This is a genomic window from Enterococcus sp. DIV0876, assembly GCF_050529585.1.
Taxonomy (GTDB): domain Bacteria; phylum Bacillota; class Bacilli; order Lactobacillales; family Enterococcaceae; genus Enterococcus_D.
This window is the reverse complement of sequence record NZ_CP172882.1, coordinates 1,788,181-1,804,476: the sequence shown is the minus strand read 5'-3', so window position 1 is coordinate 1,804,476 and position 16,296 is coordinate 1,788,181. Positions and strand designations below refer to the sequence as shown.

Genomic DNA, 16,296 nt, shown 5'->3' with positions numbered 1-16,296 from the left:
CATTTTTGTTTACTTACTTTAAGTTAGTGTTATGATATAAGTAACAACTCATGATGAATGAAATGAAAAGAGGAGATTTTTATGACATCAATTACGCCGGCCTTTCAAATGACTGAGACGACCCATATGGGGAAAGTGGCTTTGAAAGTGGCCAATCTCGAAAAAATGCGTGATTTCTATGTAGATACAATTGGTTTATCGATTCTTGAGCAGACCGAAAATACAATTGCATTAGGGACGCAAGCCCATGTGTTATTAGAATTGCAAAAAATTACGCACCCATTGCCTTTAACAAGAAAAACCGGGTTATTCCATGTGGCTTTTTTGCTGCCTAGTCGAAAAGACTTAGGCAATTCATTGCTTCACTATATCGAAACCAAAGCACCGTTAGACGGTGCGAGCGATCATGGCTATAGTGAAGCACTTTATTTAACTGATCCAGAAGGAAATGGTATCGAAGTGTATCGCGATAAACCGCGAACAGAATGGGATATTCGCGCTGATGGAGAGATTGTTGGTATCACGATCGAGATGGATGCACAAGGCGTTGTGGATGCTGCAGACCGTCAACGTTCACAATTTCCAGAAGGAACAACTATAGGTCATGTCCATCTGAAAGTAGCTGATTTGCAAAAAACGGAAGACTTTTATACTCAAGTATTAGGTCTGAATCTAACAAGTAATTTCGGCGCACAAGCAAAATTCTTTGCTGCGGGCGACTACCACCATCACCTTGGGTCAAATATTTGGCTGGGGCAACACACGCCGCCAATGGAAGAAAATGATCTTGGATTGGCTTATTATAGTTTTGTGGTTTTAGATGAAGCGGCGTTGTCAGAACTTAAAGCGCACCTGACAAGTTTATCTGTTTCATTCAAAACAGAAGCAGCGCAAACAATCAGTCTATATGATCCGAACGGTATTTTGATCAAAATCGTTGCAGAAAAATAATCTGGAGAATTCAGCCTAAAGGATGAGGCGTTAATGATTTCAACATGAGAGAATGAAACAAAGAATGTAAAGGGGTTTCAACATGGCACGCAAAATGCAAAAGCTTCACTTATTTTTTCTGACCTTATCGGGTCTTTATTTGCTCCTAAAAGGAAGCCAACTATTTATGTTGGGTGTGTCCTCCTTGATATTGATTGCCTATGTAGCTTTTGCTGGGATCATTTTAGTGGGGTTATATGGTTTTATCGTCTTGTTTAGAACAAGATGTAAGAAAGTATCTTGTGATCAGTGAATGACTGAGCGCTAGTAAGTTTCATAGTCTAAAGGAATGATGAATCAATAAAATGATTCATCATTCCTTTTTTTCATAAGAGTACATGTATAATCAACTAAAAAATTTTTCTGTTTTTCAATGGCTGGTTGTTTTACTCAACGTATTTTTTAAAACTCCTAAGCATTTTAATCCAATGAGAAATCGCCATATAGGTTTCTCTCCAACTAAATAAGCTGTATGGGTATCGTTTAAATCAATAATATTGAAACATCATGTGAAAGTTTTTTCTAAATACACAAAATCCATTCCTGGCGTACCGGAATGTTCATATCCTGTAATCTTATAACCACAAGAGATATAAAAGTGTACGAGTTTTTCTTCCTGTTTGATGGTACTTAAAATAGCTTTTTTTGCAGAAAATAGCCTTTCTGCTTCAAGCATGGTTTCCTTTCCATACCCCTTGCCTTGATAGGAAGGGAGAATGGCGATTGGAGAGATTCTGATGACGTTCGTTTCTTTATTTGTCGCTATTTTTATAAATCCAATCAATTGTTTTTTTCTTTGGAGCAAGAAGAAATGGTTATCAGGATGATTATATTTTCTTTTTAGTCGAACAAATGATTCTTTATAAGGAGACGTTCCTTCATCATGATAGGTTTCATACAATGAATGGAAGGCTGCTTTTTGTAGAATATAGATTTTTGACAAGTCACTTACCTTTGCTGCAATCAGAGATATTGTCATCTGTAAGCTCCTTTCAATAAAAGTCAAAATCGACCAATTGACCAATAAAAATGATATGTTTGTTGCATCGTGTTGCGCTTTGCTAAATACAATGATTTATCTAGTTAAAGTAAATGATTAATAAGGTTTAATGTTTCTAAAAAGTGTAAAACTAAATATTGTCTCTTTTCATATAAATTATATACTATCTAGAATAACATAAGCAGACAGACAAATAATTCAGCAAAGTAAGCTAGACATCCGAAGGGATTTTCTAATGTAAAAAAGCAGACTACATTTAGTAATCTGCCCCATGTAAATCATATGCAGACGATGGGATTTGAACCCACACGAGCTAAGCTCACACGCCCCTCAAGCGTGCGTGTCTGCCGTTCCACCACATCTGCTTTATCATACCTGTTCAAACATGTCATTCAAACATCTAAAAAATATCTTACCCGATTTTCCACAGGTTTGTCAATCGATTTTAAAAATATTGCAATACGGTTTTTATCCATTTTCAGTTGGCTTTTCTCTTTAAGAAACGGTATGCTGATAGCATAAGGAACGATGTTAAGGGGGAGCTTATGCACTATTTTTATAACTTGTTGATCAAGTCGTTTAGACAGCGTTTATTTTATGTTTTTCTTATAGGGGCTTTTTGTGTAGGCATTGGGTTTTCACTCTATTTGAAATTAATGGATCCCATTCAGCTTTCGGCTGCGACAACCGCAGAACAGGCGCAGGCCTCTCGGTTAGTCAACCAGTATCAAAATGGGGAAAATGGAACGGAAGAGGAACAAACCATGTATGATTTGGTTTTGAAGAACTATAACCTCACTACCAGGCAATCTTCGAACTTGATTATGGAGATGTATCCCCGTTTCAATGAAACGAGTATTGAAATTGCTGATGTACAGCTGGAATTATGGGAATCGTCGTTAGAAAAGGATGATTTCTTGCAACCTATTTGGTTGTTAAAACAAGATAAAATCTTTTATCAAGCGTTGATCCAACAAGAAAAAACACCAGTTTTATCAGCCGATAATGCGCAGACAGCATTGTTGTTGGCGATTTTTTTGTTGATGAATGTGGGCTTTGTTTTTTTTGGCGTTTATGGCCAGTGACAATTTATTAGAAGAAAGAGAACATTTTACATTGATTCGGTCGTATCCACAAATTTTTCCAATCAGGATGGCAAGTAAAATCGTGGTCAAAACTGTGACGAATTTGGCATTTTTACTGTCCTTCTTATTGGGCGTTGTCTTGAGTATGTGCTTGATCGGTTCTAGTGGAGATTGGTTGTATCCTGTTAGTTTATACCTCCAGAGTGACTGGCAGGCGGTGCCTTTTGTGGCGTTTTTATTCTATAGTTTTATTTCCTTCCTCTTGATGATCTTGATGACGGAAATATTGGGATACCTGGTGAATATTATGATCGCCAACCGTTACGTTTCTTTTTTATTTTATTGTTACTCTATGGCATAAGTTATCTGGCTCTTGTGCAAAATACAGCTTTTGCGCCCTTGGCGGTGTTACGGACCGAACAGTTTTACACTGGCGCCTTTGCATGGCGATCTGCTAGTCAATTGGGGGTTTACGATAGTTGGGGAATCACAGGCTTGTTGATAGTCTGCGGTTTGGTTCTGATTATGATTGCGGATAAAAAGCAATGGATCATGCGAGGTGGACGATGAATAAAGCGTATTTTTTATTTGAATTGCGTCAGTTGTTTCGTAGTAAGAAAACAATTGGACTTTTTTGTTTGTTGATTGTCTATGCAGGCGTCTATTGTTTGCAACAACGTGACTATCGACCAATCGAGCGAGTGGATCAAGCTGAAATGACGCAACGGTATCAAGTCCGGCAAGCGTTTCTAGAAGAACAGGCAGCACAGCCGTCTGATCACTGGTCGGCAGCGTTAGCGATTGCCGCCTTTACACCTTGGAATCAAGCAGAAAAAGCACGGCTTGACGCACTGGCCGAAGGGGATTGGCAAGCCTATGCTGAGGCGACGAGTCAATGGTATCAAGTGGCCTTGCAGTATACAGATGATCAAAACATTTTTTATACGCCGGAATATTATACCTATAAAAATTATTATGCTGCGTATGACGGTCGATTTGGTTACGCGTCTACGGCACGATTGATGGAAAGCTACAGTCAATTACCAAATACGCAATTGTCACAGGCTGTCATGGAACAAAAAACGGGCATACAAACTGTCTATCGCGCGATGCTGGATAGTTTGCCTATCGTACTTTTATCTGCCACTTTGTTTTTGGCACTCGATCATTTATTGAAGGAACGAAAGCACCGTACATTATTTTTGGCTTATCCGGTAGCACCTGAAGATATCTTGTGGGTAAAAACCGCAGCTGTGATGTTTTGTTCGACCTGTATGACTTTGATGACTATCGGGCTGATTTGGATAGGTACTGGGCTGCAATATGGATTTGGTTCTGGCTCGCTGCCGGTTGCGATTTTTTCATCAGCAGTTGATGCACGTTATCCAATCACATCGATGGAAGCATTTACCACACAATCAGTGGGTTTATTCTTGATCCAATGTATAGGAACAATTTTCTTGATACAACTGATCTATACCCGAAGTATCTTATTATTGAGCGTATTGTTTCGTTCAGAATACATGAATCTCTTGCTGATGGGTTTTTGTTTGATCACACCCTTTATTTTTCAACATCGTTGGTTTAGTGTTTTCTTAGATCGCACCAACACTATTTATCTTTATCAAGAAGTAGGGAAAATTCTTTCTGGATATAGTCGGTTTTATTTTGGCTCTAGCAGCTTTACCCTTTCAAAGGGGTTGTTGTGGTTTGGGGTCATCTGGTTGTTGATAGAGATTGGCTTGTTTTTCAAGGTGAAAAGCAAAACATTTCGATTTGTTTAGGAGGATGAAGAATGTTAGAACTGAAGAATGTGACGGTCCAATACGATCGTCCAGTACTGGATCATTTGTCTCTGGCCTTTGCACGAGGCGAGATTATCGGACTTGTAGCGCCAAATGGTACTGGAAAATCGACTTTGTTGAATGTTTTGATGCACTTTGTTCAACCAAGTGCTGGGGGCGTGTACCTTGATCAAGTACCATTGTATGAAACCAAGAAAGCAGAAGCCTATGCGCATCAGCAGATTTCTTTTTTTCCTGACCAAAATGATCTTTATGAAGATTTGAGCGGGTTGGATCATTTGAAGTTGTACCAGCGAATGTGGCAGTCGGAGGAAACGCTAGTGGAAGAGACGATCGATGCCCTGCGCATGGCAGATTATATCAAGCGACCAGTCCAATCTTACTCACTGGGTATGCGGCAACGTCTGTGTTTTGCGATGCAAATCGTGACAGATACACCCTATATGTTAATGGACGAAGTCATGAATGGTTTAGATCCAACCAACGTGGAATTGATTTCTGCTGTTTTAAGAAAACTGCGTGAGCAAAACAAGTGTATTCTGATTGCTTCTCATATTTTGACCAATCTTGATAGTTATGCCGATCGTGTTCTTTTTTTGAAGGAAGGCAAAATCATCCACGAATATTTGGGCAAAAAGTCACTGCAAGATGCGCCACTTTATCTAAAAGTAGATTCACCTGATTTTTTAGTGACATTTCCCGAATTGACCTCCGTGATGATCGATTTGCAGCAACGTATTTATTTGATCGAGTTGACGGATCCATCATGGGTACAGAAATTTTTGGCTGCTGGAATCATTGATTTTTCGGTGGGGCACATGGCGCTGCATGAATTGTATTTGATGTATTTTCCAGAAAAAGCTTAACGCATACATCCAGCATATGTTGCTTTCAAACGCAGCATGTGCTTTTTTGCGGGTATCATCTTAAGGTTTTTAAAAAAATTTCGCCAATGCGAAGACTTTTTGCTATAATAAATTCAATCTGAAAAGAGATCAACGACGAGTACCAATAACCAAACGTTGACCTACTGGTTAAAGGAGAAAACCATATGAAGAAATTTTCGAAATCGTCAAAACTTGAAGGGGTCAGTTATGATGTCCGTGGTCCTGTCTTAGAAGAAGCAGATCGGATGCAAGAAGAAGGCATTAGTATTTTGAAATTAAATACGGGAAATCCAGCCCCATTTGGGTTTGAAGCACCGAATGAAATCGTTCGAGATTTAATTATGAACGTTCGTGAATCTGAAGGGTATTCTGATTCCAAAGGTATTTTTTCAGCCCGAAAGGCAATAGAGCAATATTATCAACTACAACAATTTCCCAATGTGACCATCAATGATATCTATACGGGCAATGGTGTGTCTGAATTGATCACGATGTGTATGCAAGGTTTATGCAACAATGGTGATGAAATCTTGGTACCAATGCCTGACTACCCCTTGTGGACAGCCTCAATCTCATTGGCTGGGGGGAAACCAGTACACTATATTTGTGATGAAGCGGCTGAATGGAATCCTGATATTGCAGATATCCGTTCAAAAGTAACCAGCAAAACGAAAGCAATCGTGTTGATCAATCCAAATAATCCAACGGGGGCTGTTTATCCTAAAGAAATCTTACAACAGATCGTAGATGTTGCCCGAGAACATGATTTGATCATCTTTTCTGATGAAATCTATGATCGTTTGGTCATGGATGATTATGTTCATGTGCCAATCGCAACATTGGCTCCAGATCGTTTTGTGGTGACGTTAGGCGGTTTGTCTAAATCACATCGTGTGGCCGGTTTCCGTGTCGGTTGGATGGTCTTGAGTGGTGATAAAACAAATGTCAAAGATTACATCGAAGGCTTGAACATGTTGTCTTCCATGCGCTTGTGTTCAAATGTATTGTCACAGCAAATCGTGCAGACGGCTTTAGGCGGATATCAAAGTTCAGATGAATTGTTATTGCCTGGTGGTCGTATCTATGAGCAACGGGAATTCATCTACCAAGCATTGAATAATATCCCCGGTTTAACGGCAGTCAAACCGAAAGCAGCATTTTATATCTTTCCAAAGATCGATATCAAACGGTTTAACATTACCAATGATGAGCAATTCGTTTTGGACTTTTTGCATGAGCACCATATCCTCTTAGTCCATGGGGGCGGTTTTAATTGGCAGCAACCGGATCATTTCCGCATCGTGTATTTGCCAAATATGGATGATTTGAAAACAACTGCTGAAAAAATGACGCAATTTTTAGCTAGCTATCAACAAAAATAAAAAAAATCTGCTTTCTGGCATCAGTCAGAAAGCAGATTTTTTTTATTCAATTGTCTGTTGACAGTTCTTTTTGCTGATGATCATACGGTTGGTAAACTTCTCCAGCATTTCCGAGCTTGGTTCGTTGACTTGGACGAGGACGGAATTCTCATATTCTCTTTCAATGACCGCCTCATAAGTTTTACCTTCCCATGTAAAAAAGATCGTACTATCGATTGTCATTTCGCCCACCTCAGTTTTTAGAATTGTTGAAAAATAACAAGATATTGTTGAAATTGCTTTCCTTTTTGCCATTATGTGCTAAAATGAAGAAAATTAAAAATGCGAATTCGCATTTTTGCTTATAAAATCGTTTTTTTTAGGGACTGCCGGAGGAAAATTATGAAGAAAAAAAATGAATCTTTTGGTCAAATCATTCGTTCTATTCGTCAAAATCGTAAAATGACACAAAAAATGTTGGCCCAAGACATTTGTTCTCAAAGTGTCTTGAGTCGTATAGAGAATAATGAAGAATTACCTAATGTTTGGGTGATGTACCAAATCTGTCAGCGTCTAGGTGTGACTTTAGATCAAGTCATGATGCTTCACTCAGAAGAAATCAATCACTCCAACAAGCTATTCGCACAAATCGAATCTCACTTTGTTCATAAACAATTCAAAGAGCTACTTGAAAAGCTTCAGGACAAACAAATCAAACATTATTTATATTTAGATACCGATATGCAAATGTACTATTACTACTTAGGGAGTTGTGCTTATTTTATTGAGCAAGACTATGAGTCAGCACTTGAATCATTGAAGAAGGGCTTATCTTTTACGTATCAGCAAGATAAAACCAATGTTTCTGTTATGGAAATACGGATTCTTAGCTGCATGGGTCGTGTCTACAGTGATTTGCAACAACTGGCAGATGCTCGTTTTTATTTAGAAAAATCATACGATAGCATGCAAGCACTGCCTTCCGAACGTTTAACGACGGCATTGACCAAAGTCTACTACAACTATGCCGTTTTTTTGAAACAGCAAAATGAACTATGTCGTTCATTGAAAATCATAGAAGAGGGCATTGCTTTAGCAAGAGGAAAAAACAGTTTTTACTTTTTAGAAGAATTATTTGAAATCAAAGCACAAATTTTAATGATGATGAAAGAGGAGCAAGCAGCAAAAAAAAGTTTTCAGTTGTATCGGGCAGTGGTTGATATTCAGCAATCTGTTAAAATGGTGTAGACCTTTCTTGACTTATCCGTCAAATAAGAGTAATTTTAAAGGAGAAAGAAATAGAGGAGCGATCTAGATGAATCAATATATTTATGCGGATAAATTCTTTTTGAAATCGGCAGTACATGGACCCGGTTACCTTGAAGTGAAAGAGGGAAAGTTTGGTGACATTCTTGAAGAAGCACCAGCGAACGCAAATGTAGTCGATTATTCTGGCAAATGGATAGCACCTGGCTTAGTGGATACGCATATCCATGGATACATGAACCATGATGTGATGGACAATGATGCGGATGGCATCAAAGTGATGTCTGAAGGCTTATTATCTTGTGGTGTGACATCGTTTTTACCGACTACATTAACGTCAAGCAAAGAACGTTTGCGTGATGTGGCAAAAACGATTGGTCAAGTCAAAGATGATGTCAATGGGGCCAAAATTCAAGGGATCTATTTTGAAGGACCTTTCTTTACAGAAGAACATAAAGGGGCACAAAATCCGATTTACTTTGGCGATCCTGATTTAGATACATTCCATGACTGGCAACAGGCTTCTGGCGGAATCATCAAAAAAATCGCTTTAGCACCTGAACGTCAAGGAGTCAGCGAATTTGTATCAACTGTCACTGATGAAGGCGTAGTTGTTGCATTGGGGCATAGTAATGGGACATTAGCGGAAGCGCAAGCTGCTGTTGAAGCTGGAGCGAGTGTCTTCGTTCATGCTTTCAACGGGATGCGTGGATTGAATCATCGGGAACCAGGAATGGTCGGTGCGTTGTTGTCATTAGATCAAGTCTTTTCTGAATTGATTTGTGATGGCCACCATGTACATCCACAAGCTGCAGAAATTTTGATGGAAAAAGCGGGTCATGATCACGTTGCTTTGATTACGGATTGCATGATGGCAGGCGGGATGCCTGATGGTGATTATGTATTAGGTGAATTCCCTGTTGTTGTCAAAGAGGGGACAGCCCGTTTGGCAGAAGGCAATTTGGCCGGTAGTATTTTGAAACTAAAAGAAGCAATCAAAAATGTCGTTGAATGGGGCATTGCTACACCACAAGAAGCCATTATGATGGCAAGTTTGGTACCAGCGACCAGCTGTAAAATCGATGATGTTTGCGGCATGATCAAAGCAGGGCGTGCGGCTGATTTTATCGTGTTAGATCCTGAAATGAATCTGCAAGCGACTTACCTAGATGGTGTATGTCGTTACGAAGCATAATCTATCCTTACTTTTATATGAAACCGGTTGGGCGTTTTGTCTAATCGGTTTTTTATCTGCAATTAAAGTATTTAGTGGCAAGAGCAGTACTTTGTTAAACCTGCTTATTACTCGCTGATTCAGCAGCGGCTTGATATACTGTGTAAGAGGAGGTGTGAGATGGACAAAACAATTGTGATCACAGGTGCCAACGCTGGTATAGGTTATGCAACTGCCGAAGTACTGGCGAAGGAAGGTGCGCATATCATCATGTATTGCCGTTCTTCCAAAAGAGGAGCAGCTGCCCAAAAAGCGTTGCAAGCAAGTACAGGAAATCAAGCGATTGACTTGGTGATAGGCGATTTAGGTTCTTTAGAAAGCGTACAAAGGTCGGCAGCTGAAATGCATGCACGTTTTGATAAAATTGATGTCTTGATCAACAATGCGGGGGTTGTAACGTTAAAAAAAGAGTGGACCAAAGATGGTTTTGAACAAATGATGGGTGTCAATTATGTCGGACACTTTGAGTTGACACGTTTGTTGCTGCCATTGCTCAAAAAAGCAGATCGTGCCCGAATTGTCGTTGTTGCTTCTGATGCCTACAAATTTGTTCCAGATAAAGACCAAGCATTTTTTGATGTGGAGGGATTCTTGCCCTGGCGGGAATATGGCCGTTCAAAGAAAGCGATGATCTTGATGGCAGAAGCTTTTGCTGACCAGTTGCGTAATACGGATATTACTGTGAATGCCTTGCATCCGGGTGCAGTCGCAACAAGCTTAGGTGTCAGTCGTAAAACCGGCTTTGGCAAAGCTGTTTATAAAGTGTTGACACCATTTTTCAAAACACCAGCACAAGGTGCCGATACCGCTATTTATTTAGCAACCAGTTCTGAGGTTGCAGATATCTCTGGTCAATACTTTGTGGATCGACAGATCACACCATTAAAAATACCACACAAAAACCAGCAAATGCGAAAACTATGGACACAAACCCAGCGAGAAATTGCAGATCATTTAAACCAAACAATAAGTTGAAAAACAATATAGGCGTTAAGAAGAACGACTTGTTCTTCTTAACGCCTATATTGTTTGGGCCTGTTATTGCTGCTGGTCTTCTTTTTCTTTCTCTGAAATTGCTCCTTGCACGTCATGGAGCATGGCTTGCAGATCAGCTTCTTTTTGTTTTAAGACGGCTAAATCTTCAATGATTTCTTCTTTTTTCTCTATTTCTGGCGGACGAATCACGAAATTGATCATTAAAGCAATCAAGGTTCCGATAAACGTATCCAACACCCGATCAAGTGCAAAGATGATCGATTCTCCTTGTGGTACACTTAGCGTGATCAACAGCATTGTCGCAATGCCCGAAATAATCCCCGAATTGTTATTGATTCCATCGGACAAAACGATAATAAACATCACCAATGCTGGCAATACTAGTAGCTCAATCAAAAAATCATGTTGAAAGTATTGTTTTGTCAAAAAATAAAAAATGGCTGTGCCGCCACCAATCGAATTGCCTAATATCCGAGAACGTCCAAAAGACAAAGTAGTTGTCAAATCTTGACGCAATGAAAACACAGCAGATAGGGCCGCGATCAACGGTTGACCCCGATCCAAAAAGTGAAATAGAAGAATACAGAGCATTACAGCAATGGCGGTTTTGATCGTTCTCATGCCTAAGCGAAAGCGCCCTAATTTCATGATTTGATTCCTCCTTTATCTTATCATAACTAAAGGCACGTATAAATTCTAGTCTTATCTCTTGATGTCTAGTATACTTTCATGGAGGTGATCAAATGAAAATTGGTTTAAGAACCACCAAAACGGCAATTGCCGCAGGATTGTCCATGTATTTGGCACAAAGCATTGGTTTGCTCTATGCACCAGCTGCCGGTATTATCGCTATTTTGAGTGTCGGCAATACGAAGAAAACATCGCTATTTACTGGTATTGGCCGCTTGATTTCATTGGCAATAGCGACAGCATTGGCTTTCGTCAGTTTCCATCTTTTGGGGTATAGCCCTCTTGGTTTTGTCTTGTTTTTATTTTTATTTATTCCAATTGCGGTCTACTTCGGGCTAACTGATGGCATCGTAGTCAACTCGGTGTTGGTCACCCACTATTTGATGGAAGGCTCCTTTGCGCTGCCTCTGATTGGCAATGCATTTTTATTGATGAGTATCGGGATTGGCTTTGCTTTGCTGTTCAATCTATATATGCCTAATGGGGAAGAAAAACTGCAAAAAGCACAACAATCTGTCGAACAAACTTTTAAAAGTCTTTTAAAAGAAATGGCATCTTCATTCAATACCATTGAAACCGCAGGTCTACCGAATCTTTGCGAGACTTTATTTGATGAAATCAAAAAAGGGCTCTATCAGGCCAAAATCCATCAAGAAAACCAATGGACTTCTGCAACAGGATACTATGAAGCCTATTTTGCCATGCGCCAAACGCAAGCACGACTATTGATGGACATGACGGAAATCATGCAACATATTCATGTAGAAGAAGCCTATACCAAGGCCTTTCAATCAGTTTTGTACTATACGTCAGAAACTTTCCATGAGAACAATGACGGCCAGCTGATTTTAGCAAAAATAGATGCGCTCTATGAAGACTATCGTCAAAAGCCTCTGCCCCAAACGCGGAACGAATTCGAGAACCGAGCGCTGCTTTTTCGGTTCTTGCAGACTTTTAAAAGTTTTATCGAGGTAAAAGCAGACTTTTCAGAACAAATAAAGCCGCCTGGCAATCATGGGATACCATCATAAACAAAGCCCCTTGCATCTCGCAAGGGGCTTTGTTTATTGTTGGGCCCAAAAGGCTTGCATTTGATCGAGTAGATTGATGACATCTGTCGTTAAGTGAATAGAACCAGCTGATTTTCCTTCAATCGTTTTCAGCATATTATCGATTTCATAATTCAATGCTTGGTTTGTATCACCAACAGCTACAGTTTCTGTTTTGCCGTCACGGAAATGGATCATGGCTTGATCTGCACGAGGATATTCGTCTATTGTGATGTACCCTTCTTCGAAAGCAACGATACCTGTTTTGGGCATTTTTGCTTGAAATGTCAATGTGACATTGGCCATTTCATCCAGTGGATTGCGTAAAATCGTCACTGATTGCTCGTCAACACCAGTAGAAAAAGGTTTCATATCGCTATAAGTAACCTCCGGCGCCTCACTCATGAAAAAGCGTGCGAAGGAAACAGCATAGGTGCCGATATCTAAAAGTGCTCCGCCGCCTAGATCAGGATTGAAGAAACGATTGGTAGGGTCTGGATCTTTATAACTCCCAAAAGGTGCTTGGATCATTTTTAGTTTACCAAGGCGACCAGTATTGATTTGTTCTCTCAAAGCAGCGTAAAGAGGCATATTGAAAATCGTCATTGCTTCTTCTAGAATCAATTGTTTTTCTTTTGCCAATGCTAACTCTTCAGCTAACGCATCCGCATTAGTGGTTATTGCTTTTTCACAAAGAACATGTTTGCCTGCCAATAATGATTTCATAATAAATTCATGATGCAGATCATTTGGTACGGCAATATAGACAATATCGATCATCGGATCGTCAAGAAGATCTTCCGTTGTCGCGTAAGCTTTTGGAATCTGATATTGCGCTGCAAATGCTTCAACTTTTGGCAAACTGCGGGCGCTCACTCCGTATAATTCACTGTTTGGACTATCAAAACCAGCGGCAAATTGGCTGGCAATATCGCCTAAACCAATCATGCCCCAACGATATTTTTTCATAACTATCATCTCCTTCATGATTTAGTATAGCAAACTTCCAAGAATGTTTAAAATAATCAAAAAAAAATACAAAAAGTTTCTTTTCGTCACAGCTTTCAGTAAAATAAAGAGTAGGAGGGGATAAGCATGCATCACGTATCAATTGCTATTATTTTGAACACAATTATTGAGCAGTATTCATCTGAAAGCCAGTTCTATGAAAATCAACTAGGCCTAAAAGCAGCGCAGTGGGAAGCATGGAAAGCTGGAAAGATCAGTTTATCACCAGCTGAAAATCAAAAAGTCAAATTGCTATTTTCGGATTATGAGTGGATGCTGATCCAAAAGATTGTACGTCAAACTGTTATCTATCCAGAAAAACGCAATCTAGGTGTACAAGAATTCAAAAAAATGAAGACCCAGATCGCCAGAAAATGGCTGGGCAGCGATTTGGCAAAAGCAGAAATATTAACACAATCTGAAGAAATGGTCCAATACCTTGATTTGAGAGTCAGTATTACGTATGATGAATGGGGCTATGACGATATTCTGAATTTCCGCTTACCCGCATTCGTGCAACAGCAAATCAAAAATGATAAAGTCGAATTGCTGACATGGGTCAAAGAGAATTTAGAAGAAACTTATCATTAAAGGTAGGATTTATTTGAAGAAGTATTATGGTATAATCGCGGCTGCTTCTTTTTTGGTATTGGTTTTTTTGTCAGTGGAAATTGGCAAAGGGTCTGTTTTAAATAAAACAGCTAGTACGCAAAACAGTCGTGTAAAAGAGCAATCAAGTACATTTACAACAGAATCTACAACACAACAAACGGAGACGACAAGTGAAAGTCTCGATGACACGTTTCCTGATGTTTCGCTAAGCGATTGGTCAATGGTCTTAGTTGGACCGCAGAATAAAATCGATCAAGAAATCGCCCAATCCGGCTTAGCAAAATTAAGCAATGGCTACTTAGTCGATAAACGTATCGTCTCTGCATATGAAGCGTTGGCAGAAGCAGCCAAAAAAGCGCAGCATCCTTTGGTGATGGTATCGGCTTACCGATCAGTCGCTTATCAAAAAGAAATCTTTGATGCCAATGTGGATATGTTGATGGGGCGAGGAGATACGAAAGAAGAAGCGACAAAAACGACGAAACTAACTTTTACAGAACCAGGCTATAGTGAACACCATACTGGCTTAGCTGTTGATGTCGTTGATGAAGCGTGGTATCAAGATCATACAACTGATGTGTTGGACCATAAATTTGGCGATACAGATGGTGGTAAATGGATCCAGCAGCATGCGCGAGAATATGGGTTTATCGTCCGTTATCCGAAGGGTAAATACGAGATTACTCACATCGATTATGAACCATGGCATTTACGTTATGTAGGTGTGGAAGCAGCGACATATATTGAAGAAAATCAACTGACGTTTGAAGAGTTTATTGACCAAGCAAAGGAGCGGTAATCATATAATGGCAAGAAAAAAGAAAAAGAATAGCCGTTTTCCTTTGGTCTTTTTGGGTTTGATTTTGATAGGGATCGCCTTTATTTTCTCATTGAATAGTTTGGCAGATCCAGTACCGCAAAGCAATCAAGAGGCTTCAGAAGAATTGACGCAACAAGAATTTATTGATCGTTTGGCCCCACATGCCAAAGAATTGCAAACAGGGTATGGAATCTTACCCAGTATTATTTTAGGCCAAGCAATATTGGAATCAGATTGGGGAAAAAGTACCTTGGCAAGTGAATACCATAATTTATTTGGTATTAAATCATTTGGTCATTCAAAAAAAGTGACATTAGATACCCAAGAGTTTTATAATGGGGAATGGGTAACGATTCAAGGAGATTTCCGGGTCTATGATTCATGGGAAGAATCAATGGATGATCACACCATGCTTTTTGTGAATGGTGTCGATTGGAATCCGGCTTTGTATGAGCAAGTGCTGACCGCGACGGATTATCAGACAGCCGCGCAAGCATTGCAAGATGCAGGATATGCAACGGATCCAGATTATGCCACTAAGATTGTTTCAGTGATCGAAACCTACCGATTGGATCGTTTTGACCAATAAATGATAAAGAGAGTTGGTTGGCTATGGAAGAAAAATATATGCCAAAAATCACCACGGATCTACGAAAAGATATCGTAAAAGTACCAAAAGTGATCCGCGAAGCCAGTGGCATTCAAATATTCGGTAAACAAATTCGTTCCATTATTTTTACGACAGATATCGCGATCATTCGCAATACCAATGCAGATGCAGTGATTGCTGTCTATCCATTTACACCCCATCCAGCCATTACCAAGGCAATTATTGAAGCAGCGGATATTCCAGTCTTTTCTGGTGTAGGGGGCGGATTGACGCAAGGGTTTCGATCCTCTTATATGAGCATGTTTGCAGAAGCCCAAGGATCGATCGGTGTGGTGCTGAATGGTCCAACGCCGCTCAAGACAGTGGAACAAGTCTGCAAAGTGGTAGATATTCCTGTCGTCAGCACGGTAACCAGTAAATATACGGAAATCGATGCGAAATTAGAAGCTGGTGTAAAAGTCATCAATATCAGTGCTGGCAAGGATACTGCCGATACAGTGGCTTTTTTCCGTAAAAAATATCCTAAATTGCCCATTATTGCAACCGGTGGACCAACAGAAGAAAGCATTTTAGAAACGATCGAAGCGGGCGCCAATGCGATCACTTATACGCCACCTTCAAATGGAGAGCTATTCAGTAAGAAAATGGAGCACTACCGAGATATGGAAAAACCTGAACAATAAATGAGAATAATCTTATTATTTACGGGGTTTCTGAACTTGCTATTTTAATCAAATCAAGGCATAATCGATTCTATCATAAAAAAATTACTTGTATATCGTCGTAATATGGTCGACAGTATCTACCCAATACCTTAAATATTGGACTATAAGTAAAAATCGTGCCTGTAGACACTTTTTTTGCTTACGCAAAAGGAGTGTCT

The 16,296-nt window shown here is 39.7% G+C and carries 20 protein-coding genes, 1 tRNA gene and 1 riboswitch; of the genes, 16 read left to right on the top strand and 5 right to left on the bottom strand.

What is annotated here, in order from left to right:
• Positions 1-81 precede the first annotated feature (81 nt).
• Both IGI41_RS08385 and IGI41_RS08380 read left to right on the top strand, forming a co-directional pair.
• Positions 82-951 carry a VOC family protein gene (locus IGI41_RS08385; RefSeq protein WP_430609307.1) on the top strand — a complete coding sequence of 290 codons (870 nt, stop codon included), beginning with the start codon at positions 82-84 and terminating at the stop codon, positions 949-951.
• A gap of 82 nt (positions 952-1,033) precedes the next feature.
• On the top strand, positions 1,034-1,243 hold the full coding sequence (locus IGI41_RS08380) for a hypothetical protein (protein WP_430609306.1): 210 nt from the start codon (positions 1,034-1,036) through the stop codon (positions 1,241-1,243).
• Between the two features lie 252 nt (positions 1,244-1,495).
• On the opposite strand, the gene IGI41_RS08375 is transcribed toward IGI41_RS08380, so the two are convergent.
• Positions 1,496-1,969, bottom strand: coding sequence for a GNAT family N-acetyltransferase (locus IGI41_RS08375; protein WP_430609305.1), 474 nt, complete (start codon positions 1,967-1,969; stop codon positions 1,496-1,498).
• Between the two features lie 304 nt (positions 1,970-2,273).
• Positions 2,274-2,355, bottom strand: a tRNA-Leu gene (locus IGI41_RS08370).
• A gap of 180 nt (positions 2,356-2,535) precedes the next feature.
• Here IGI41_RS08370 and IGI41_RS08365 point away from each other — a divergent pair.
• The 6 genes from IGI41_RS08365 (at position 2,536) to IGI41_RS08340 (ending at position 7,149) form a co-directional block, all read left to right on the top strand.
• Positions 2,536-3,075, top strand: coding sequence for a hypothetical protein (locus IGI41_RS08365; RefSeq protein ID WP_430609304.1), 540 nt, complete (start codon positions 2,536-2,538; stop codon positions 3,073-3,075).
• Between the two features lie 67 nt (positions 3,076-3,142).
• Positions 3,143-3,436, top strand: coding sequence for a hypothetical protein (locus IGI41_RS08360; protein WP_430609303.1), 294 nt, complete (start codon positions 3,143-3,145; stop codon positions 3,434-3,436).
• A 14-nt stretch (positions 3,437-3,450) separates the two neighbouring features.
• Positions 3,451-3,645, top strand: a complete 195-nt coding sequence (locus tag IGI41_RS08355; RefSeq protein ID WP_430609302.1) for a hypothetical protein — start codon at positions 3,451-3,453, stop codon at positions 3,643-3,645.
• Positions 3,642-4,859: an ABC transporter permease gene (locus IGI41_RS08350; protein WP_430609301.1), complete on the top strand. Its 1,218-nt coding sequence runs from the start codon at positions 3,642-3,644 to the stop codon at positions 4,857-4,859. Before IGI41_RS08355 ends, IGI41_RS08350 begins: the two co-directional genes overlap by 4 nt.
• An 11-nt stretch (positions 4,860-4,870) precedes the next feature.
• Positions 4,871-5,746, top strand: coding sequence for an ABC transporter ATP-binding protein (locus IGI41_RS08345; protein WP_430609300.1), 876 nt, complete (start codon positions 4,871-4,873; stop codon positions 5,744-5,746).
• 185 nt (positions 5,747-5,931) lie between these two features.
• Positions 5,932-7,149 (top strand): pyridoxal phosphate-dependent aminotransferase, encoded by a 1,218-nt coding sequence (locus IGI41_RS08340; protein WP_430609299.1) that lies wholly within the window; start codon positions 5,932-5,934, stop codon positions 7,147-7,149.
• 42 nt (positions 7,150-7,191) lie between these two features.
• Here the strand turns inward: IGI41_RS08340 and IGI41_RS08335 are convergent, their stop codons facing one another.
• The gene (locus tag IGI41_RS08335) at positions 7,192-7,371 is read right to left on the bottom strand and encodes a DUF2187 domain-containing protein (protein ID WP_430609298.1); all 180 of its coding nucleotides are present in this window, start codon (positions 7,369-7,371) and stop codon (positions 7,192-7,194) included.
• A gap of 159 nt (positions 7,372-7,530) precedes the next feature.
• On the opposite strand from IGI41_RS08335, the gene IGI41_RS08330 reads away from it, so the two are divergent.
• From IGI41_RS08330 to IGI41_RS08320, 3 genes are all read left to right on the top strand, one after another.
• Positions 7,531-8,376, top strand: a complete 846-nt coding sequence (locus IGI41_RS08330) for a helix-turn-helix domain-containing protein (RefSeq protein WP_430609297.1) — start codon at positions 7,531-7,533, stop codon at positions 8,374-8,376.
• A 67-nt stretch (positions 8,377-8,443) separates the two neighbouring features.
• Positions 8,444-9,589: an N-acetylglucosamine-6-phosphate deacetylase gene (gene nagA, locus IGI41_RS08325; protein ID WP_430609296.1), complete on the top strand. Its 1,146-nt coding sequence runs from the start codon at positions 8,444-8,446 to the stop codon at positions 9,587-9,589.
• A gap of 159 nt (positions 9,590-9,748) precedes the next feature.
• The gene (locus IGI41_RS08320) at positions 9,749-10,603 is read left to right on the top strand and encodes an SDR family oxidoreductase (RefSeq protein WP_430609295.1); all 855 of its coding nucleotides are present in this window, start codon (positions 9,749-9,751) and stop codon (positions 10,601-10,603) included.
• A gap of 63 nt (positions 10,604-10,666) precedes the next feature.
• Here IGI41_RS08320 and IGI41_RS08315 read toward each other — a convergent pair whose 3' ends face one another.
• Positions 10,667-11,272 (bottom strand): FUSC family protein, encoded by a 606-nt coding sequence (locus tag IGI41_RS08315; RefSeq protein ID WP_430609294.1) that lies wholly within the window; start codon positions 11,270-11,272, stop codon positions 10,667-10,669.
• A gap of 95 nt (positions 11,273-11,367) precedes the next feature.
• Here IGI41_RS08315 and IGI41_RS08310 point away from each other — a divergent pair, with 95 nt between their 5' ends.
• On the top strand, positions 11,368-12,345 hold the full coding sequence (locus IGI41_RS08310; protein ID WP_430609292.1) for an aromatic acid exporter family protein: 978 nt from the start codon (positions 11,368-11,370) through the stop codon (positions 12,343-12,345).
• Between the two features lie 33 nt (positions 12,346-12,378).
• Here IGI41_RS08310 and IGI41_RS08305 read toward each other — a convergent pair whose 3' ends face one another.
• Positions 12,379-13,332 (bottom strand): Gfo/Idh/MocA family protein, encoded by a 954-nt coding sequence (locus IGI41_RS08305; RefSeq protein ID WP_430609291.1) that lies wholly within the window; start codon positions 13,330-13,332, stop codon positions 12,379-12,381.
• 126 nt (positions 13,333-13,458) lie between these two features.
• Between IGI41_RS08305 and IGI41_RS08300 the strand changes: the two genes are divergently transcribed.
• From IGI41_RS08300 to IGI41_RS08285, 4 genes are read left to right on the top strand one after another with little or no spacing between them, the layout of a single operon-like run.
• Positions 13,459-13,962 (top strand): hypothetical protein, encoded by a 504-nt coding sequence (locus IGI41_RS08300; protein WP_430609290.1) that lies wholly within the window; start codon positions 13,459-13,461, stop codon positions 13,960-13,962.
• Between the two features lie 13 nt (positions 13,963-13,975).
• Positions 13,976-14,782: a M15 family metallopeptidase gene (locus IGI41_RS08295; protein ID WP_430609289.1), complete on the top strand. Its 807-nt coding sequence runs from the start codon at positions 13,976-13,978 to the stop codon at positions 14,780-14,782.
• Positions 14,783-14,789: 7 nt separating this feature from the next.
• Positions 14,790-15,392 (top strand): glycoside hydrolase family 73 protein, encoded by a 603-nt coding sequence (locus IGI41_RS08290; protein WP_430609288.1) that lies wholly within the window; start codon positions 14,790-14,792, stop codon positions 15,390-15,392.
• Between the two features lie 23 nt (positions 15,393-15,415).
• The gene (locus tag IGI41_RS08285) at positions 15,416-16,096 is read left to right on the top strand and encodes a hydrolase (protein ID WP_430609286.1); all 681 of its coding nucleotides are present in this window, start codon (positions 15,416-15,418) and stop codon (positions 16,094-16,096) included.
• Positions 16,097-16,164: 68 nt separating this feature from the next.
• Positions 16,165-16,262: riboswitch (purine riboswitch) on the top strand.
• Positions 16,263-16,296 lie beyond the last annotated feature (34 nt).

Excerpts from the sequence above, each read along its gene's own strand:
- IGI41_RS08385 (WP_430609307.1), top strand. The coding sequence starts at position 82 with ATGACATCAATTACGCCGGCCTTTCAAATGACTGAGACGACCCATATG.
- IGI41_RS08380 (WP_430609306.1), top strand. The coding sequence starts at position 1,034 with ATGGCACGCAAAATGCAAAAGCTTCACTTATTTTTTCTGACCTTATCG.
- IGI41_RS08375 (WP_430609305.1), bottom strand. The coding sequence starts at position 1,969 with ATGACAATATCTCTGATTGCAGCAAAGGTAAGTGACTTGTCAAAAATC.
- IGI41_RS08365 (WP_430609304.1), top strand. The coding sequence starts at position 2,536 with ATGCACTATTTTTATAACTTGTTGATCAAGTCGTTTAGACAGCGTTTA.
- IGI41_RS08360 (WP_430609303.1), top strand. The coding sequence starts at position 3,143 with ATGGCAAGTAAAATCGTGGTCAAAACTGTGACGAATTTGGCATTTTTA.
- IGI41_RS08350 (WP_430609301.1), top strand. The coding sequence starts at position 3,642 with ATGAATAAAGCGTATTTTTTATTTGAATTGCGTCAGTTGTTTCGTAGT.
- IGI41_RS08345 (WP_430609300.1), top strand. The coding sequence starts at position 4,871 with ATGTTAGAACTGAAGAATGTGACGGTCCAATACGATCGTCCAGTACTG.
- IGI41_RS08340 (WP_430609299.1), top strand. The coding sequence starts at position 5,932 with ATGAAGAAATTTTCGAAATCGTCAAAACTTGAAGGGGTCAGTTATGAT.
- IGI41_RS08335 (WP_430609298.1), bottom strand. The coding sequence starts at position 7,371 with ATGACAATCGATAGTACGATCTTTTTTACATGGGAAGGTAAAACTTAT.
- IGI41_RS08330 (WP_430609297.1), top strand. The coding sequence starts at position 7,531 with ATGAAGAAAAAAAATGAATCTTTTGGTCAAATCATTCGTTCTATTCGT.
- nagA (WP_430609296.1), top strand. The coding sequence starts at position 8,444 with ATGAATCAATATATTTATGCGGATAAATTCTTTTTGAAATCGGCAGTA.
- IGI41_RS08320 (WP_430609295.1), top strand. The coding sequence starts at position 9,749 with ATGGACAAAACAATTGTGATCACAGGTGCCAACGCTGGTATAGGTTAT.
- IGI41_RS08315 (WP_430609294.1), bottom strand. The coding sequence starts at position 11,272 with ATGAAATTAGGGCGCTTTCGCTTAGGCATGAGAACGATCAAAACCGCC.
- IGI41_RS08310 (WP_430609292.1), top strand. The coding sequence starts at position 11,368 with ATGAAAATTGGTTTAAGAACCACCAAAACGGCAATTGCCGCAGGATTG.
- IGI41_RS08305 (WP_430609291.1), bottom strand. The coding sequence starts at position 13,332 with ATGAAAAAATATCGTTGGGGCATGATTGGTTTAGGCGATATTGCCAGC.
- IGI41_RS08300 (WP_430609290.1), top strand. The coding sequence starts at position 13,459 with ATGCATCACGTATCAATTGCTATTATTTTGAACACAATTATTGAGCAG.
- IGI41_RS08290 (WP_430609288.1), top strand. The coding sequence starts at position 14,790 with ATGGCAAGAAAAAAGAAAAAGAATAGCCGTTTTCCTTTGGTCTTTTTG.
- IGI41_RS08285 (WP_430609286.1), top strand. The coding sequence starts at position 15,416 with ATGGAAGAAAAATATATGCCAAAAATCACCACGGATCTACGAAAAGAT.